Genomic DNA, 17,357 nt, shown 5'->3' on the forward strand with positions numbered 1-17,357 from the left:
CGGAGTGGACGATTGCCCGCGAGCGGCCGGTGCGGCGCTGTCCGCGCCGGGCAGTGACTCAGCCGACGTGGTCGCCACCGACGTCTCAGAGGGGGTTGCGGCGGGAGCCGAGATGGAGGCGTCTGCGCCTCTGCTGGGCGTCACTTTGACGAGTCGAAGTCAGGAGCACGGTGATCGGCATGTGGGGCGGGCGCGTCATCCAACGGCGCTGGACGCCGCGCGTCGCCGCCGTGCTCGGGCCACCGTCTTCATGACCGGCAGAAGCAGGAACAACACGGCGCCCGCGCCGGTCGAGGCGGCCAGCAAGGTTGCCCCACCGCCCTCCACGTCGGCCGCGGCGGCGACTGTCTGCGGATCGTCCGCCCGGTACCGGACGGTGAGGTGCGCGCCCACGGGGTATTTGCTGCCACTGCTGCCTGGGGGCAAGGCCGCCACGACGGTGCGGTCCTGCGCTTCGAAGGCGACCTTGCACTGTCCCAGCGCGCACGTACCGCGGGTATGCATGGTGGCGTCGGCGCGCACACCGTCGCGGAGCGAGCGCTGATGCTGGGCCTGGGGAATCAGTACCAGGGCCGACAGCGCGCCCAGGAGCAGCGCGAGACCCAGCCACACGAAGACTTCCGTACGGTGCCCGGCGCCTGCACGTGCCGTCTCGTCCACCATGTTCCCTACCTCCGTATGCCCAGCTCACGTACGGGGCAACAGTAGGCGGGGCTCCGGGGCGGGGTCACCGGCTGCTTGCGGCACCCATGAGCCGGCCCGGTTGCCGGACACCGGCAGGACGGGTGGCCCGAGCGACCCCGTGCCACCAGGCTTCGACCGATCCCGCCTCCCGCAGCTCTACGCCGGCAGGACGGGTGGCCCGAGCGACCCCGTTGCCACGGTCGTCCGTACAGCCGGCACCTCAACCCCGTCAGGCACTTCGCCAAGGTCCACCCTGGCAAGCCGAAGCCGGCACACGGTGAGGAGCATCGAACGGATCGACTTGGGGGAAGTGCCCTACGAGGTGGCGCAGAAGAGCATGGTTCGCCGGATCGCCGAGCGGAAGCAGGATCGTGCCGGGAATCGACTGTTCCTTCTGACCCATCCTCCTGTGATCATTTACACGGCGCGAACACCCGCCGGCCAGCTCCCGTCGGCGATGTCGCCGATCAGCCTCGTCGAGGTCGGCCGAGGCGGTCACGCCACCTGCCACGGACCGGGCCGACTCATCGGCCACCTCGTACTGAACGCACGTGAGCCCGGGCCGCGCGACGCGCCCGCTTCCAGGTGCCGGTCCGCTTCACCCCTTCCCGTCCGGCGCCGCCGGACGGGAAGTGAGGTGGTGTCGGGCGTCTGGATCAGCCCTCGGCGCCGTCGGTGTTGATCCTCAGCAGATAGGTATCCATGATCCACCCGTGCTCGGCCCGCGCCTCGGCTCGCATCCGGCGAATGCGGCCGGAGACCTCGTCGAGCGGTCCGGAGACCAGGATCTCGTCAGGCGTGCCGATATAGGCGCCCCAGTAGATCCATATGCCGCTGCCGGCCAGGTGCCGGAAGCTTTCGCGCGCGTCGAGCATGACGACGATGTCGCCGTCGTCGTTCGGGAAGGTCTCGGAGAGCCGTCGGCCCGGGGTGATGTGGACCGGCCCGCCGATCCGGTTCAGGCTGATGCGGTGTCGGGCCGCCAGGGCGGAGACGCTGCTGATCCCGGGAATCACCTCGTACGAGAACGCCACCTCCTCGCGGGCTCGGATGCCGTCGAGGATGGCGATGGTGCTGTCGTACAGCGAGGGGTCACCCCAGACCAGGAACGCACCGCACTGCCCCGGGGTCAGCTCATCGCGGATCAGCTCCTCGCAGACGTCGGCACGCCGACGACGCCAGTCGTGAACCGCGTCGGTGTACCCCGCGAACTGGTTCTGGGAACGGTCGCGCCAGGGATCGTCGGCCTCTACTACGCGATACGGCCTCCGTACGTGCTCGTCGAGGATGTCCCGTCGCAACCGGGTGAGGGAGTCCTTTTGGTTGCCCTTGCCCAGAACGAAGAAGACATCCGCTCTTCGCATGGCCTTGACGGCGGCCAACGTCAGATGGTCGGGGTCACCGGTTCCGATGCCGATGACCTGAAGATGCCGGAGCTCGGTACTCATCTGGGGGCATTCCTCCCACGGACGTCCTGGCATTCAGCAAGCCAGAGGTATGTCCAAGCCACCCGTGCTCGCTGCGCTGTGGCCGGGGCGCCTGTCGGCGCCCCGGCCTTCGGAGCCTTCCGGTCAGGAGGTGGGCAGTTCGCCTCGGACCGTGCGGGCCGCTGTCACGAGGTTCTCCAGGGACGCCTGGGTCTCGGGCCAGCCGCGGGTCTTGAGCCCGCAGTCCGGGTTCACCCACAGCCGCTCCGCCGGGATGGCCCTCAGTCCCTTGCGGAGCAGGGCGGCCGCCTCCTCGCCGCTCGGCACCCGGGGAGAGTGGATGTCGTACACGCCGGGCCCCGCCTCGCGCGGGTAGCCGTGCTCCGCCAGTTCGCGGGCGACCTGCATGTGGGAGCGGGCGGCCTCGAGGCTGATGACGTCGGCGTCGAGGTCGTCGATGGCCTGGACGATGTCGCCGAATTCGGCATAGCACATGTGGGTGTGGATCTGGGTGTCCGGCCGTACGCCGCTGGTGGTGAGGCGGAACGCCTCCGTCGCCCAGGCCAGATAGGCCGGATGGCCGTCGGCGCGCAGGGGCAGGGTCTCGCGCAGAGCGGGCTCGTCGACCTGGATGACCGAGGTGCCGGCGGACTCCAGGTCGTTCACCTCGTCCCGCAGGGCGAGGGCTACCTGCCGGGCGGTGTCGCCGAGCGGCTGGTCGTCGCGGACGAAGGACCAGGCGAGCATGGTGACCGGTCCGGTGAGCATGCCCTTGACGGGCCGGTCGGTGAGGGACTGGGCATACGTCGTCCAGCGCACCGTCATCGGCTCGGGGCGGGAGATGTCGCCGGCCAGGACCGGCGGGCGGACGTAACGGGTGCCGTATGACTGCACCCAGCCGTGCTGCGTGGCGAGGTACCCCGTCAGCTGCTCCGCGAAGTACTGGACCATGTCGTTGCGTTCGGGCTCACCGTGCACCAGGACGTCCAGGCCGGTCTTCTCCTGGAAGGCGATCACCTCCTGGGTCTCGGCTTCGATGCGCTCCTCGTACCCGGCCGAGTCGATCCTGCCCGCGCGCAGGTCGGCGCGCGCGGTGCGGAGTTCATCGGTCTGCGGGAACGAACCGATGGTGGTCGTCGGCAGCAGGGGAAGCCCGAGGTGCGCCCGCTGGGCGGCGGCCCGCTCCCCGTACGGCTGGGAGCGGCGACCGTCGGCGTCGGTGATGGCGTCGGCCCTGGCCCGTACGGCCGGGTCGCGGGTGATGGGAGAGTCGGAGCGGGAGGCGAGGTCGGCGCGGTTGGCAGCGATCTCGGCGGTCACCGCGCCGGTGCCCTGGGCCAGCCCCTTGGCCAGCGTGACGATCTCGGCGGTCTTCTGCCGGGCGAAGGCCAGCCAACGCAGGACCTGCGGCTCAATGTCCCGTTCGGCGGCGGTGTCGAGGGGGACGTGCAGCAGGGAGCAGGAAGCGGCCACATCGACCCGGTCGGCGAGGCCGAGGAGCGTGGCCAGGGTTGCCAGGGACTTCTCGTAGTCGTTGATCCAGACGTTGCGTCCGTTGACGACGCCGGCGACGAGCCGCTTGCCAGGGAGCCCGCCGGCAGCGGCGAGGTCTTCGAGGTTGGCCGCCGCCGCGTCGGTGAAGTCCAGCGCCAGGCCCTCGACCGGCGCCTTGGCCAGGACGGTGAGAGCCTCGCCCAGCCGGTCGAAGTAGGACGCGACGAGCAGCTTGGGCCGGTCCGTGAGGGCGCCGAGGTGCCGGTAGGTGCGGGCGGCGGCGTTCAGCTCGGCCGAGGTGCGGTCCTGGACCAGGGCGGGCTCGTCGAGCTGAACCCACTCGGCGCCGGCGGCTCGGAGATCCGCGAGGACCTCCGCGTAGACCGGAAGGAGCCGGTCGAGCAGGGTGAGCGGTTCGAAGCCGGCCGGCACCCCGGGGGCGGGCTTGGCGAGCAGGAGATAGGTGACCGGGCCGACGAGCACGGGCCGGGCCCTGTGTCCGAGCGCGAGGGCTTCCTTGAACTCGGTGACCTGCTTGGTGGAGTCCGCGTTGAACACGGTGTCGGGGCCGAGCTCGGGCACGAGGTAGTGGTAGTTGGTGTCGAACCACTTGGTCATCTCCAGCGGGGCGACGTCCTGCGTGCCGCGCGCCATCGCGAAGTAGCCGTCGAGCGCGTCGGCATGGACGGCCTCACGGTGCCGCTGCGGGACGGCGCCGACCATGACACTGGTGTCCAGGACGTGGTCGTAGTAGGAGAAGTCTCCGGTGGGGAGCTCGTGGACGCCGATGTCCGCCAATTCCTGCCAGTTGGACCGCCGCAGCTCGGCTGCTGTCTGCCGGAGGACGTCGGCGGTGATCCGGCCCTTCCAGTAGCCCTCGGTGGCTTTCTTCAGCTCCCGGTTCGGACCCTGCCGGGGGTAGCCGAACACGGTGGCTCGTGCTGCCGCGGATGCGGGCTGCGCTGTCACGGAAATCTCCTTCGCGAGACGACTCCTTGAGATCCCGGAGACAGGACACGGGCGCGAAGGGATGACGAACCAGACGGAACACGTGCACGCCCTGGGCGTGAGGCTCTGTCTGGTATGTACGCCGACCCGCCCACGAGGTCACCGGGATATCCGTACGCGAGTGGTCACGTACGGGCAACGGGCAGGTCTTCGGACTTGCGGGCGCGCCTGCCGGGGCAGACTCCTACTGGCCGTCGCTTCCCAGATCCGACCGGATCCAGTGCTCATGACGGCGATCGTTCCCGCTTACCGCTGCGGGGCAGTCCCGGATTCCCACCGGGTTCCCTCTTGCGACGCGTCTGCCTGGCGGGCAGGGCGAACCAGCTGCACCGGCCACCATAGAGGGTCGAGGGTTGTTCGGACGTCGCTATCCAGATCCCGGGATGTGACGGGAGCGGGATCCGCCTACACACCTGCCGAGGACGTCGCCCTGGACGCCGTACTGAACGCGGCTCGCAGCGAGCACCTCTCGAACCCGGTGGAGACCGTGCCTCCGTCCGGCAAATCGACCGCCCACGTCGTGCGCCAGACTCAACGCAGCCGGCCCGAGAAGCAGGATGCGGTTGCCATCGACCCATTGAAGATTTCTTGCCAGTTGATGCGCGGTGGAACCTCAAGACGATGTGCCGCCCAGCCGCGGCAGTGCATCCTCTAGGGATTCGATACTCAACAGTCATCCCCCGTTTAAGGTTCTTGTGTTCTATCCGCTCTCACACGTTCTCATGGCTTCGTACACCGAGAGGGTGTGGAGTTGCCTTCTGCGCAACTCCACACCCTCATCCATACTTCTTGACCAGCGATGCAGGCTACGAAAGTGCATCGCGGCCTGACCTCTATCTTTCGCTATGAAAGACAGAGGCTAGCGGTAGGCTTCAAAAAATGGGCGCTCGACTTTTCTCGAAATCGAGAAAGGGCGGAACTCTGGATCCTTGAGGATTCGGCAGATGAATTCCGAGGTTGAAATCTCATCGAACTGATGCCAATCGTCGAGAGGTGAGGTTCTGGCAACGATGGGCCACTTCTCGGGGCTTGACGAGGCATTTGCGAGCCAGAAGTACTGCGCTTCTGTCATCGAATTACCCCAGAGGATGAGGCCAATCTCTCCGTGAAACACCTCGTACGGGTCGAACGGACCGGAAAGGGGCGTCTTATCCGCGCACTCTCTCATTGAGTTCCATCTCCCGAGCATCCCCTCCGGATCTGCTCCGTTCACAGGCAGCACTTTCAGGTACCCGCTGAAGGCGCCGTGACCGAAAAGTTCGCTGATTTCTTTGAAGTCGACCGGGAGGGATATTTCGAACTTACGCTCGACCTCATTCCAGTCGATCTCCTGCGGCTCGGATTGCCAACCGGTGATGGAGAGGAGTTCGTCGACCCTTTCCATGTTGACCTCATTCCTGATGCTAGTTGTCGCTACTGAGATGGAACCCGCGAAGCCCATCGGTGATGCGGTCCACCACTCGGAGGCTCGCCACCGAGTAATCCAGGGGCAAGCGGTTCCGCGCTGTCACCCTTCGCACGAACTCAGCCACCCCCACGCGCATTTCGCCGGCCGACAAGGTACGCCTCTGTTCCCCACCCGAACCCACTTCAGCCCCCAGCCGTCATTCCCGGGAGCCTCATCGGGACGCCCGGCGGGGGACCTGGCGGTCCCTCCTCCAACCAAGCGAAGCCGTGGCCGAAAACGTCACTGCGACGACGGGCTTTCGCCGGAGGAGTGCTTGGTGCGAGGGGTGGCGTAGCCGGCGAGGTTGTCGCGGTACTCGCCTGCGCCGGGTCCCAGCCGGTGCAGGCGATCAGGCAGAGGCCGGCGCCGGACGCGGGGTCGGCGACTTCGGCCGGCGCCCGCCGAACGAGGAGCTTGCGGCGCCGGTTGTTCATGGCGACGGCCTCCAGGTCCGTGGACGGCCACCGCGAGAGATCGGTGCCCCTCGGGAAGCACTGACGCAGCGGTTCGTTCGCCGGCCGCTGCCAGGGCGAGTTGTGCCGTTCCTGTGTGCGGGGCGGGGTGCGGGGGAGTTTCAGGGGAGACGGCGGTCGACGAGTGCGGGACGTCGCTCCCGGGGCCCGGCGCGAGTGAGGCCGGGTCCCGCATCAAGCATTTCGGCTCGGTCAGCCGGGCTGCAGCCTGGACGCGGCGCCCGTTCGGTCGGGGCGCGCAGGGTGTAGTCCGTCCTGCGCGTGGCTCCGGCTCTGGCTAGCGTTGGCTTGTACTCGTACGACGTGTCGATGGACAGGGAGCTCCAGGGATGCCCTCACAACCGCATTCGGCGAGAGGTGACATCGGCCGGCGTGTTGCCACGCGTCGCGAGCAGCTCGGCCTGTCCAGGCAGGAGGTCGCCTTGCGCGCAGCTGCGGCGCCCGGCTACATCGAGTACGTGGAGGAGCACTCCTCGGCAGCGCCTGGCATCGGGTTTCTCCTCCGGCTGGCCAACGCCCTCGAAACTACGGTTGAGGAGCTGACGGGCGCGGCCGGGGATTTGCCGGCAGGGCTGGCCAGAGCGGCTGGGCGAGCCCGAATGGTGGAACTCGACGTATCGGATTCCTGGGCTCTGCTCGGCGACCACGGCGTGGGGAGGGTGGCGCTGTCCGGTGCGGACGGGCCGGTCGTGCTGCCGCTGAACTACCAGGTGCTGGACGGCGAGGTCGTGTTCAGCACGGCGGAGCATTCCTCCCTCGCCATGGCCGACGGCACAGAGATCGCCTTCGAGGCCGATCACATCGACGGCGCCTTCAGCAGAGGATGGAGTGTGCTGCTCGTCGGGCCCGTTCATGGTGTGGCGGACGAGGAAGCCGCTCGTCGGCTCAGGGAGTCCGCCTTCTCGCCACCCTGGGCGGGGGACAAGCGCGAGCACGTCATGGTGCTCTCACCGCGACGCGTCACCGGTCGCAGGATCATCGTGAGCGGTGCTCCGGGCGACGACGGCTGAGCAGGAGGCAAGGGCACTTCGGAGTCGATGGCGCGGGCATGTTGCCGTTCGGGCCTTGCCCCGGCGTGCTCACTCGACCAGGAGTTCCGGCCGGTGCCATCTGCCCCTGCGTGCTGCGCGGTTCTGGCACGGCCGTGGCCCGGGAGTGCGACCCGCAGGACGAGGGGGTAGCCGCTCCGGTGCGGCTCCCGGCAGCGCGCTCAGCTGCCGCAGGCGCAGCCCGCCGCCGGCTCCGGCGTTGAGGTCAGTCAGCAAGTGGTCAGCATCAGTCCTGAAAACCTGGCAACAGCTACCCGGACTTGCGGTTCGTTGTAAGCTGCGGGAACAGCACTTGACCTGCAAAAACGCAGGCAGGGAGCCGATGCCCAGGAGTACCTCAATGATACGAACGATGTTCAAGTCCAAGATCCACCGCGCCACCGTCACCCAGGCCGACCTGCACTACGTCGGGTCCGTCACGGTCGACGCCGCGCTGATGGAAGCCGCCGACCTGCTGCCCGGCGAGCTCGTCCACATCGTCGACATCGACAACGGTGCCCGGCTGGAGACCTACGTCATCGAGGGCGAGCGCGGCTCCGGTGTGATCGGGATCAACGGGGCTGCCGCGCATCTGGTGCACCCGGGTGACCTGGTCATTCTGATCAGCTACGCGCAGGTCGACGACGCCGAGGCGCGCGGGCTGGTTCCGCGTATCGTCCATGTCGACGAGGGCAACCGGATCGTCGAGCTCGGGGCCGACGCCTCCGCGCCCGTTCCGGGTTCCGACACCGAGCGCAGCCCGCACGCCGTCCCCGCGGCGCGCTGAAGCGCCTGGCACAGCGAGGGAGCATTCGCCATGGCCGAGCAGTCCGGGCAGGCAGGTCCCGACATCCGCGACGACCGGGCGGCGGGCAAGCTGCTCGCGTACGTGGACGGCGAGGCCGCCGGGGTCATCGTGTACTTCGTGCTGGACGGGGTGCCTGCGGCGCTCGTCGCCGTGCACACCGTCGTGGAGCAGGAGCACGAGGGGAAGGGCATCGCCGGCGCCCTGGTCAAGGAGTTCTACTCCATGGCCGCCCGCGAGGGCGTCCCCGTCGTCCCGCTGTGTCCGTACGCCGCCAAGTGGGCATCGCGCCACCCGGACGAGGCCCCCGAGGCCCCGGCGGAGCTGGTGGAGCGGGCCAAGAAGGAGCTCGCCACCCGTCCCGAGCTCTACTGAGCGCTGTTCCGGCTGGTGGACGCCTGCCGGGCGCGGCCGGGGCGGTCGGTAGCGTGGCGCGGATGAGCCTCGCACTCCTGCACACCTCCCCGGTCCACGTCCCGGTCTTCGACGCGCTGCGTGACGCCCACCACCCCGGCCTCGTCGTGCGTCACCTCGTGTACGAGGACCTGCTCGACCGCGCGGGCGTGCTGGGGCCGGAGGCGGTGGCGGGGGACGTCGAGGCACTGGTGAACCGTGCCGCCGCCGAGGGTGCCACCGCGGTGCTCTGTACGTGTTCGACGATCGGCGGGGTCGCCGAGTCCGTCGGGGCGCGGCTCGGCATCCCGGTCCTGCGCATCGACCGGCCGATGGCTGCCGCCGCCGTCCGCGCGCGGAGGGTCACCGTCCTGGCGGCGCACCACGCCACCCTGGAACCGACCCGCGCGCTGATCGCCGAGGAGGCCGAGCGGGCGGGGGAGCGGGGCCTGGAGGTGCGCACCGTCCTGGTCGACGGCGCCTGGGCGCGCTTCGAGGCCGGTGACCATGACGGCTACCTGGATCTCGTGGCGGCGGCGGCCGACGCTGTGACGGAAGCCGATGTGATCGTGCTGGCCCAGGTCTCGATGGCGGGCGCGGTCACCCGTTCGGTCACCCGGATCCCCGTCCTGTCCAGCCCCCGGGCCGGGCTGGACGCCGCGGCCGTCGCGGCCGCGCGCTGACGACCGGGGTTCCGTACGGCCGGCCGGGTGGGACCGTGAGCCGGCCGGTGCATCCGCAGCCCGTACGTGTGGACTCGCCGGGCGCGGGCAGCCGCTCCGGGAGACGGTGGAGGAGATCCACCCCGACCGTTCGGAGGCCCGAGATGACTCACCCGTACCCCGATCCGGTTCCGCCGGCGCCCACCCCCGGGCCGATTCCGGGGCCGCCCCAGCCGCTGCCGGAGCCGACACCGGTTCCGCCCGGTCCGGGGCCGACGCCGCCCGTGCCCACGCCGCCGGGCCCGGCACCGGATCCGATCCCGCAGCCGCCCGCGCCGGACCCCGATCCGGTGCCGCCGCCCGAGCCCGAGCCCTCACCGGTCGGCTGACCGGCACCGGGATCACCAGCGGTCCCCGGCCGGGCCCGGCACCGGGCGTCCGACGGTGCCACCTGCGGCTCAGGCCCCGGCCAGTACCGCGTTGGCCCGGGCCGTGACCTCGGTCAGGACCCGGCCCGCCGTCGCCAGGTCCTCGGCCGACAGGTCCGCGTAGAGCCGGGCGGTGACTTCGGTCAGGGCCGCCCGGTGCGTGTGGTCCAGTGCGCTGCCCGGGGCCGTCATCGACAGCCGTGCCGGGTCTCCCGGCTCCTGCGCCAGCAGACCCTGCGTGAGCAGACCGGTCAGGACGGTCTCCACGACCGCGGCGTCGATCTTCAGCGTGGACGTCAGCCGTTCGACGAGTCGTGGTCGCTCGATGACCCCACCGGCGTCCGCCGTGGCGGTCAGGGCGACGGACTCGTGGAAGGTGGTGCCGGTGGTGGCCAGCAGGGTCTCGAGAACGGCGCGCGTGGCGTAGTGGGCCTGGCCGATGACCTGGCCGTTGACGGTCGGTGCGGTGGTCATGATTGCTCCTTGGTGGTGGGGTCGGTGACTACGGGAACGGGCACGTCGAGGAGGGCCTTCAGCGTCCGGGTGAACGCCTCGGTGTCCGGGCCGTCCAGGCCGCCCAGCGGAGCGAGCAGTCCGTCGACGAGCCGGCGCACCACCTCGACCGCGCGGGCGGTGACCGCGAGGCCCTCGGCGGTGAGCGAGAGGCGGACGGCCCGGGTGTCGGCCGGATCTGCGGCCCGTTCGACGAATCCGGCCGCCTCCAGGCCGCGGGCCAGTTTCGAGACGTAGAGCGCTTCGAGCCCGGTGTGGTCCGCGAGAGCCCGCTGGCTCGGCCGCAGACCCGCCTGCTGCATCCCCATCAGTGACCCGAGCAGGGAGTACTGCGCGTGGGTCAGCCCGAGCGGCGCCAGCCCCCGGTCGATGGCCACCCGCCATCTCATCGACAGCCGCCAGACCAGGAAACCGGGGGTCGGGCCCGTAGGTGCGTTGCTCATGTCAATACAGTACATGGCTACTATCGCCATGGCTATTAAATTGACTGTGCACCCGGGGCCGGGGGAGATACGGGTTCAGGCGTCCGGCTCCAGCAGGGCGTCGGCGTGTGCGAGCCCGCTCTCCGCGGCGATCGAGTCCAGCGACTGGGCGTCACGCACCGGAGTGAAGCGGACCGTCAGGCCGTCCTGCCCCGCGCCCGGCGCCGTACCGAACCCGTACACCGCGGGCCGCGGCAGGCTGGCGCAGGCCCACGGCGTGGAGAAGAGGTACGCGCCGGTGTCGGACAGCACCACGTAGTCGCCCGCCCGTAGTTCGGGCAGCTCCCGGGCCGGCGCGACGACGTCCCCGCCGAAGCGGCACGGACCCGCGATGTCCTGGACGAGCGCCGGACCGGCCTTCGGGAGCCCGTCGGCATCGAAGGCGCCCACCCGCGGCGGCCACGCGTCGGGCGTGAGGACGGTACGGGTGGCGGTCCGCGTGCCCGCGTGGGTGAGCGCGATCCGCCGGCCCCCGGCCTCCTTCGTGTATTCCACGCGTGCACCGATGAGGCTGTTCCCGGCCATCAGCGACCGGCCGAACTCGGTGACGAGTCCGTACCGCCCGTCGAACAGCCCCGGTACCGCGCCGCGCAGCGCGGTCGCGTACGCGGCGAAGGCGGGGCGGACCGTGTCGGCGGTGAAGTCGACGGGCAGGCCGCCGCCGATGTCCAGGCAGGTGATCTGTGGGCGTCCGAGCCGGGAGTTGATGTCCTCGGCCAGCCGGTACATCTCGCCGATGCCCGCCACGTTCAGCTCCGGCGAACAGTCCTGCGTGCCCACGTGCGCGCGCAGGCGGCTCAGCCACGGGCGGGCCGCGAACGCCTCCATGACGCGTTCGCGCGCGCCGGGATCGCGCAGTGCCACGCCGTTTGTGGCCGTGGCCGTGCTCATCGCGCCGACGGACCCGCCGCCGACCTGAGGATTGACCCGGAGCCCGATGGCGGACACCGCGTCCGCGGGCCGTAACGCGGCGATCCGGTCCACCTCGTCCAGGTTGTCGGCGTGGAGCGCCACGCCGAGCGCCAGCGCCCGCCGGATCTCGTCACGCGTCTTGACGGGGGAGTCGAGGACGATCTTCGACGGTGCGAACCCGGCGTCGAGCGAGATCCGCAGTTCACCCGGGCTCGCGACCTCGCAGCCCATGCCGCACTTCGCCAGCAGCCGCAGCACCGGTACGAGCGGCGCGGCCTTCGCGGCGAAGGTGTGCAGCACCCCGGGCGCGCCCGCGAACGCCTCGTGGAGCGCGGCCACCGAGTCCCGTACGCCCTCCGTGTCGACGAATCCGGCGACCGGGCTCGACTCGCCCAGCAGACCGGCCGCGACGGCGTGGCGGACCGCGGCCGCGACACGCACGGCGGAGAGGGACGGGGGAGGGCTCGTGGAATCAGGTGCGGTCATGGGGTGCGCCACAGTCTCCGCCCAGCCGGACGGCATCGGTGCAGGACCTTGTCAGTGAGGAAATGAAGGCCGGTGGACGCGGACGGATCCACGGCCGGACCGGCAGGCGGGGCGGACGGCACTCGCGAGGAGATGCCGGGTGTGCCGGCGTGCGGACCCGCGGGCGTCCGCCGGTCAGGCGATGATCGGGACCACGGCTTCCGGGGTCAGCATCCGGAAGGTGAACGACTGGTGGAAGTACAGCCTGATGTCCGTCGCGTCATGGTCCTGGTAGCCGATGGACAGGTCCTCGCCCAGGCACAGCTCGAAGTCGCCGCCCCGGGTGGACAGCAGCACCCCGCCCGCGACCGCCGGTGCCCACAGGATCTGGTCGTCCAGCAGCCGGGCCAGGTGCGTGGAGACGGGATATCCGTGGTCGGACGTCTCCGTGGCCTCCGTGAACGCGTCCGCCCCCAGCAGCAGCCGGTAGGGCCCGTCCACACCGGCCAGCCGGAGCCGGGTCAGCGCCTGGCTGACCGTGGCCGGATAGTCGCGCGCATCGGCGGGCAACGGCAGCGGGGTGTGCGAGGAGCCGTCGCGCAGACCGGCGATCCCGGCCGCGGCGTAGCCGTCGATGATGGCCATGTCCTCGGCGAACGCACAGGTCCGGGCCGCGTCCTTGACGGGCTGCCAGTCGCTGTCGTCCGAGCCGCGCTCGACATCGTCGACGGCCGACCGCGTCACGGTGAACGGCACCCGCCACTCGACGACCGGCATCGACGTACGGGCCCGGGCGATGACGTCGGGGGTGGGCGGATCGATGTCGCGCAGATGGCCGTCCCCGACCGCCGCCAGTCGTGGCCCCTCCGGTCCGCTGACGTCGACGACTCGGCGGCCGGCCAGATGGCGGCTGAAGGTGCGCCTGGCCTCCTCTTCGATCTGGTCCCAGGCGGCCTGGGTGACAGGGGCGAGTTCGCGATGGAGGTTGTTCATCTCTGGGCACTTTCTTGCAGGCTGCCGATGCGCAGCGAACCGTTCCGGACCACCGGCGTGACCACGGCCCTCGCCGCCGGCGCGGACGCCGGCTCCGGCTGGGGCGCGGCCTCGGCGGCGGCGGGTGACGGCGGAGGGGCGTCGAGGAAGTCGGCGCCGGGGGCGTGGAACAGCGTGCCGGTGACCGCGGTCGAGAAGTCGAGGATCCGGTCGTGGGTGCCGGGCGGGTTGCCGAGGAACATGTTGCGCAGCATCCGCTCGGTGACGTCCGGGTCGGCGGCGAACCCGATGAAGTACGTTCCGAACTCGCCCTGCCCGAAGCTGCCGAACGGCATGTTGGCGCGCAGGATGTCGCGCTCCGTGCCGTCCGGGTCCGTGATGGTGTTCAGCGCGACATGGGAGTCGGCGGGTTTGACGTCGTCGGCGAGCTCGATGTCGGTGAACTTGGTCCGCCCGATCACCCGCTCCTGCTCCTCGGTCGGCAGGGCGTTCCACGAGGCCAGATCGTGCAGGTACTTCTGGACGATGACGTAACTGCCGCCGGCGAAATCCGGGTCCTCGTCCCCGACCAGCGCCGCCGACCGGGCGTCGTCGCCCACCGGGTTCTCCGTGCCGTCGACGAACCCGAGCAGGTCCCGGTGGTCGAGGTAGCGGAAACCCTGTGTCTCGTCGACGACCCTCACCGCCCCGCCCAGCCGGTCCAGCAGCTGCGTGGCCCACTCCCAGCACACGTCCATCCGCTCGGCCCGGATGTGGAACAGCAGGTCGCCCGGGGTGGCCGGGGCGTGGTGACGGGCGCCGTGCAACTCCTGGAAAGGATGCAGCGAGGCCGGCCGCGGACCCGAGAACAACCGGTCCCAGGCGTCGGAACCGAACCCGGTCACACACACCAGACCCGCCTCCGGGTAGCGGAACCCGATGGAACGGGCGAACGCCGCCAGATCCGGCAGCGCCTCCCGGACGACGGACTCACCACCGGGCTCGATCGTGGCGACCAGGATCAGGGCCGCACTGGTCAGTGGCGCGACGACCGGTTGCGCCGGGGCCGGTTGCTCGGTGATCTCGGGCATACGGCGGCTCCATGAGGCTGGCTCGGCGGTACGACGCGGCAGAACACGGCCCCGGGCGCGGGTGCGGCGAGCAGGACCCGTTGCCACTTACCCACATCCCGGGCCCCGCCGCACTCCGGGGCAGCCGACCGGGCGACCCCGTGCGCCCGCGAAACAGCGCGACGCCCGGATCCGTTGACATACCGCCGGCCCGGCCGGGACAGCGACTTGAGTCTCCCCCCGGGGGAGACGGGAGAGTGGGGCGCATGAACGGCGACGGCGACACGCATCTCTCGATCGGCGAGCTGGCACGGCGGACCGGCCTCACGGTCAAGGCGGTACGCGCGTACTCGGACCGCGGGATCGTGCCGCCGGCCGGCCGCACCCCGGCCGGCTACCGCCGCTACGGCCCCGGAGCGGTGGCACGTCTGCGCCTGGTCCGCACCCTGCGCGCGCTCGGGCTCGACCTGTCCACGATCCGCGAGGCACTGGACCGGGACACCCCGCCGGCCGAGCTCGCCGCAGCACACGCGGAGGCGCTCGCCGTACAGATCCGGGTGCTGACCGTGCGGCGTGCGGTGCTGATGGCTGCCGCACGCCGCGATGCGACCCCTGAGGAGATGGAACTCATGCACCGACTGGCCGCACTCTCCGAGGACGAACGACGCGTCCTCACCGATGAGTTCCTGGACGAGGTTCTGGGCGTCCCGGGGACGAGGACCGGGACGGACCTGGCGGGCGTCGCGAGATCGATGACGCCGGATCTGTCCGACAACCCCACCGAGGAGGAGACGCAGGCGTGGATCGAACTCGCCCAACTGTGCCAGGACGCCGGATTCCGGGCCGCCATGCGGCGTACGGCCGCGCATCACGCGGCGGACCGGGCCGAGCATGCCGCCGGAGCTCCGGTGCCTGGCCCGGAGGCCGTGATCCGCGCCCACACCGCCCCGGCGCGCGCCGCGGGCATCGACCCGGACTCCCTCCAGGCCGGTTCGGTCGTCGACGCGGTCACGGCCGCCTACGCGCAACGGTGCGGCCGCCCGGACGACGCCGCTCTCCGGCAACGGCTGCGCGCCCGCCTCGACACCGTGAACGACCCGCGACGGGAGCGCTACCTGCACCTGCTCGCCGTGGTCAACCGCTGGCCGGCACCGGATCCGCCGGCGCCCGAACTGGACTGGTTCCGCGCGGCGTTGCGTGCGCATACCGCCTCTTGATCCGGCGTACGGGACTGCCGCGCGCGGGGTTCCGGGCGCCGGGTCCGACGGCAGCAGTCCGGCCGCGTCCCGTCATCCTGTGGGACTCCCGGCCCGGTGGGATTCCGGGCCCCATGGGATCCCCGACCTGAAGGGATCTCCGATCCCATGGGTTTCTCTGCGATCCCGCCCGCGATTCTGCGGCAGCCGGGTGGGTGCGCGGCCGTACCGTCGGAAACATCGGCGCGACGGCGGGCCCGGATGCGGGCCCGCCGGACCGCACACCCTCCCGGGAGCAGAGCGCCCGGCCCAGCGAAAGTTGTGACATGGCAAAGATCCTCTTCGTCGTGACCGGATCCGACCACTGGACCCTCGCCGACGGAACCGTGCACCCGACCGGCTTCTGGGCGGAGGAGGTCATCGCCCCGTACGAGAGGTTCCGGGCCGCCGGACACCGGATCGTCGTCGCCACCCCCGGCGGAGTGGTACCGACCGTGGACCGCGGCAGCCTGGCTCCCGAGTTCAACGACGGCCACGAGAACGCCGAGAAGATGGCGGCCGCCGTCGCCGGCATGGCCGAACTCGGGCACCCGCTGAAGCTGGAGGACGTGGACCCGGCGGACTACGCGGCGGTGTTCTACCCGGGCGGACACGGTCCGATGGAGGACCTCGCGGTCAACGCCGACTCGGGCAGGCTGCTGACCCGGGTGCTGGACTCGGGGATGCCGCTCGGCATCGTCTGCCACGCCCCGGCCGCCGTACTCGCAGCCATGAAGGACGACGGCACCCACGCCTTCTCCGGCTACCGGCTCACCGGCTTCACCAACACCGAGGAGAGCCAGGCCGGCTTCGCGGACAAGGCCAAGTGGCTGCTCCAGGACCGGCTCGTGGAGATCGGCACCGACTTCCAGGAAGGCGAGCCGTGGACCCCGCACGTGGTCGTCGACCGCAACCTGGTCACCGGCCAGAACCCGGCCTCGTCAGGGCCGCTCGCCGACGAACTGCTCAAGCGGATCGGCTGACGGAGCGATCGGGAGGCGTCGCCCGCCGACGCACCGTGCTCCTCATGAGCGGCGCCTGCACAAGCCGTCCTCCCCTGAGCGGCGCTCGCACAGCCGCACTCACCGGAGGCGTCGGACCTCACGGCGGTTACGCGTCGGGGTGCGCCGGCAGCGCGAGCCAGTCCGGCCAGGAGGTCTCGCGCCCGAGGTAGCGCGGCTGCTCGAACGGCCAGTCGGCCGCGATCCACTGCGGCACCAGTGCGTCCAGGGCCTGTTCGACCTCGCTGCCCACCAGCTCGTCCACCACCCACCAGCAGATCTCGCCGTCCGCGCCGGACTTCTCCGGCGGGTCGATGTAGACACAGCCGAGGAGGGCTGTCTCCGCCGCGTCGAACAGCGCGTAGTTGAAGGACTGGTGGGCGGCGATCTCCTTCTCGTGCCGCAGCAGATCCGCTTGGTCGGCTTCGTAGGTCATGGTGGCTGCGGGCCAGCCCCACGCCGGACCGAACATGGTCCACAACCGCTCGCGAGAACCCATCACGGCCGGATAGTCGAGCGGCGTGTCCGTCTCCCGGATCGGCCTCAGGTGGTGGTCGCCGCCCGGCAGTGGTACCAGGACGGGGTGGACGAAATCTTCGGGAAGCCAGCGCATGGGGCCCGACCGTAGCATCGCGCGGACGCCTGTTCCTCCGGGTTTTCCGCGTCCCTGCGCACGGACCACCGTCCGGACGGGCGCACCGGGCCCGCCTGCGCGGAGGGCCCGCACCCGCGACCACGGCGCGCCCGCCGACCGGCGTCTCGGCGGCTGTCGGTGGTTCGCGACGGTCAGCGGCGCGGGTTGCGCCGCCCGCTCGCCGAAGGGCGCCGACCGGGCACGTGCCCGGTCGGCGCGTGTCC

Annotated in this window: 16 protein-coding genes, 1 pseudogene and 1 riboswitch; of the genes and pseudogenes, 6 read left to right on the forward strand and 11 right to left on the reverse strand. The window is 70.8% G+C overall.

Going from position 1 to position 17,357, the window contains the following annotated elements; genetic code table 11:
• Positions 1-195 precede the first annotated feature (195 nt).
• The 5 genes and pseudogenes from ACIQMX_RS39420 to ACIQMX_RS39440 all read right to left on the reverse strand — a co-directional run.
• Positions 196-663, reverse strand: a complete 468-nt coding sequence (locus ACIQMX_RS39420; RefSeq protein WP_363076897.1) for a DUF3592 domain-containing protein — start codon at positions 661-663, stop codon at positions 196-198.
• 677 nt (positions 664-1,340) lie between these two features.
• The gene (gene cobF, locus ACIQMX_RS39425; RefSeq protein ID WP_402485700.1) at positions 1,341-2,132 is read right to left on the reverse strand and encodes a precorrin-6A synthase (deacetylating); all 792 of its coding nucleotides are present in this window, start codon (positions 2,130-2,132) and stop codon (positions 1,341-1,343) included.
• Between the two features lie 123 nt (positions 2,133-2,255).
• A complete protein-coding gene (metE, locus tag ACIQMX_RS39430) occupies positions 2,256-4,574 on the reverse strand; it encodes a 5-methyltetrahydropteroyltriglutamate--homocysteine S-methyltransferase (RefSeq protein WP_402485703.1) in 2,319 nt (772 codons plus the stop codon).
• A gap of 162 nt (positions 4,575-4,736) precedes the next feature.
• Positions 4,737-4,953: riboswitch (cobalamin riboswitch) on the reverse strand.
• 519 nt (positions 4,954-5,472) lie between these two features.
• Positions 5,473-5,997, reverse strand: coding sequence for a hypothetical protein (locus tag ACIQMX_RS39435; protein ID WP_402485705.1), 525 nt, complete (start codon positions 5,995-5,997; stop codon positions 5,473-5,475).
• A gap of 446 nt (positions 5,998-6,443) precedes the next feature.
• Positions 6,444-6,596, reverse strand: a pseudogene (locus tag ACIQMX_RS39440) (IS30 family transposase); the annotation flags it as partial.
• 266 nt (positions 6,597-6,862) lie between these two features.
• Between ACIQMX_RS39440 and ACIQMX_RS39445 the strand changes: the two are divergent.
• The 4 genes from ACIQMX_RS39445 (at position 6,863) to ACIQMX_RS39460 (ending at position 9,442) form a co-directional block, all read left to right on the forward strand.
• Positions 6,863-7,543: a helix-turn-helix domain-containing protein gene (locus ACIQMX_RS39445; protein ID WP_402485708.1), complete on the forward strand. Its 681-nt coding sequence runs from the start codon at positions 6,863-6,865 to the stop codon at positions 7,541-7,543.
• A gap of 379 nt (positions 7,544-7,922) precedes the next feature.
• Positions 7,923-8,348, forward strand: a complete 426-nt coding sequence (gene panD, locus ACIQMX_RS39450) for an aspartate 1-decarboxylase (RefSeq protein WP_363076887.1) — start codon at positions 7,923-7,925, stop codon at positions 8,346-8,348.
• Positions 8,349-8,378: 30 nt separating this feature from the next.
• The gene (locus ACIQMX_RS39455; RefSeq protein ID WP_402485712.1) at positions 8,379-8,741 is read left to right on the forward strand and encodes a GNAT family N-acetyltransferase; all 363 of its coding nucleotides are present in this window, start codon (positions 8,379-8,381) and stop codon (positions 8,739-8,741) included.
• A 62-nt stretch (positions 8,742-8,803) separates the two neighbouring features.
• Positions 8,804-9,442 (forward strand): aspartate/glutamate racemase family protein, encoded by a 639-nt coding sequence (locus ACIQMX_RS39460; protein WP_402485715.1) that lies wholly within the window; start codon positions 8,804-8,806, stop codon positions 9,440-9,442.
• Between the two features lie 437 nt (positions 9,443-9,879).
• Here the strand turns inward: ACIQMX_RS39460 and ACIQMX_RS39465 are convergent, their stop codons facing one another.
• The 5 genes from ACIQMX_RS39465 to ACIQMX_RS39485 all read right to left on the reverse strand — a co-directional run bounded on the left by ACIQMX_RS39465 (position 9,880) and on the right by ACIQMX_RS39485 (position 14,284).
• On the reverse strand, positions 9,880-10,323 hold the full coding sequence (locus ACIQMX_RS39465; protein WP_402485717.1) for a hypothetical protein: 444 nt from the start codon (positions 10,321-10,323) through the stop codon (positions 9,880-9,882).
• Complete coding sequence (locus ACIQMX_RS39470) at positions 10,320-10,805, reverse strand: MarR family transcriptional regulator (RefSeq protein ID WP_363076880.1); 486 nt, start codon at positions 10,803-10,805, stop codon at positions 10,320-10,322. Before ACIQMX_RS39470 ends, ACIQMX_RS39465 begins: the two co-directional genes overlap by 4 nt.
• A gap of 75 nt (positions 10,806-10,880) precedes the next feature.
• The gene (locus ACIQMX_RS39475; RefSeq protein WP_402485721.1) at positions 10,881-12,242 is read right to left on the reverse strand and encodes a diaminopimelate decarboxylase; all 1,362 of its coding nucleotides are present in this window, start codon (positions 12,240-12,242) and stop codon (positions 10,881-10,883) included.
• A gap of 174 nt (positions 12,243-12,416) precedes the next feature.
• Positions 12,417-13,214 carry a family 1 encapsulin nanocompartment shell protein gene (locus tag ACIQMX_RS39480; RefSeq protein ID WP_363076876.1) on the reverse strand — a complete coding sequence of 266 codons (798 nt, stop codon included), beginning with the start codon at positions 13,212-13,214 and terminating at the stop codon, positions 12,417-12,419.
• Positions 13,211-14,284 carry a Dyp-type peroxidase gene (locus tag ACIQMX_RS39485; RefSeq protein ID WP_363076874.1) on the reverse strand — a complete coding sequence of 358 codons (1,074 nt, stop codon included), beginning with the start codon at positions 14,282-14,284 and terminating at the stop codon, positions 13,211-13,213. The genes ACIQMX_RS39480 and ACIQMX_RS39485 overlap by 4 nt, the downstream gene beginning before the upstream one ends.
• Positions 14,285-14,529: 245 nt before the next feature.
• Between ACIQMX_RS39485 and ACIQMX_RS39490 the strand changes: the two genes are divergently transcribed.
• A complete protein-coding gene (locus ACIQMX_RS39490) occupies positions 14,530-15,480 on the forward strand; it encodes a MerR family transcriptional regulator (protein WP_402485725.1) in 951 nt (316 codons plus the stop codon).
• Between the two features lie 305 nt (positions 15,481-15,785).
• The gene (locus ACIQMX_RS39495) at positions 15,786-16,481 is read left to right on the forward strand and encodes a type 1 glutamine amidotransferase domain-containing protein (protein WP_402485728.1); all 696 of its coding nucleotides are present in this window, start codon (positions 15,786-15,788) and stop codon (positions 16,479-16,481) included.
• Positions 16,482-16,608: 127 nt separating this feature from the next.
• On the opposite strand, the gene ACIQMX_RS39500 is transcribed toward ACIQMX_RS39495, so the two are convergent.
• Positions 16,609-17,112, reverse strand: a complete 504-nt coding sequence (locus ACIQMX_RS39500; RefSeq protein ID WP_363076868.1) for an N-acetyltransferase — start codon at positions 17,110-17,112, stop codon at positions 16,609-16,611.
• Between the last annotated feature and the right edge of the window lie 245 nt (positions 17,113-17,357).

It is taken from the genome of Streptomyces sp. NPDC091416, from assembly GCF_044756845.1.
GTDB lineage: Bacteria > Actinomycetota > Actinomycetes > Streptomycetales > Streptomycetaceae > Streptomyces.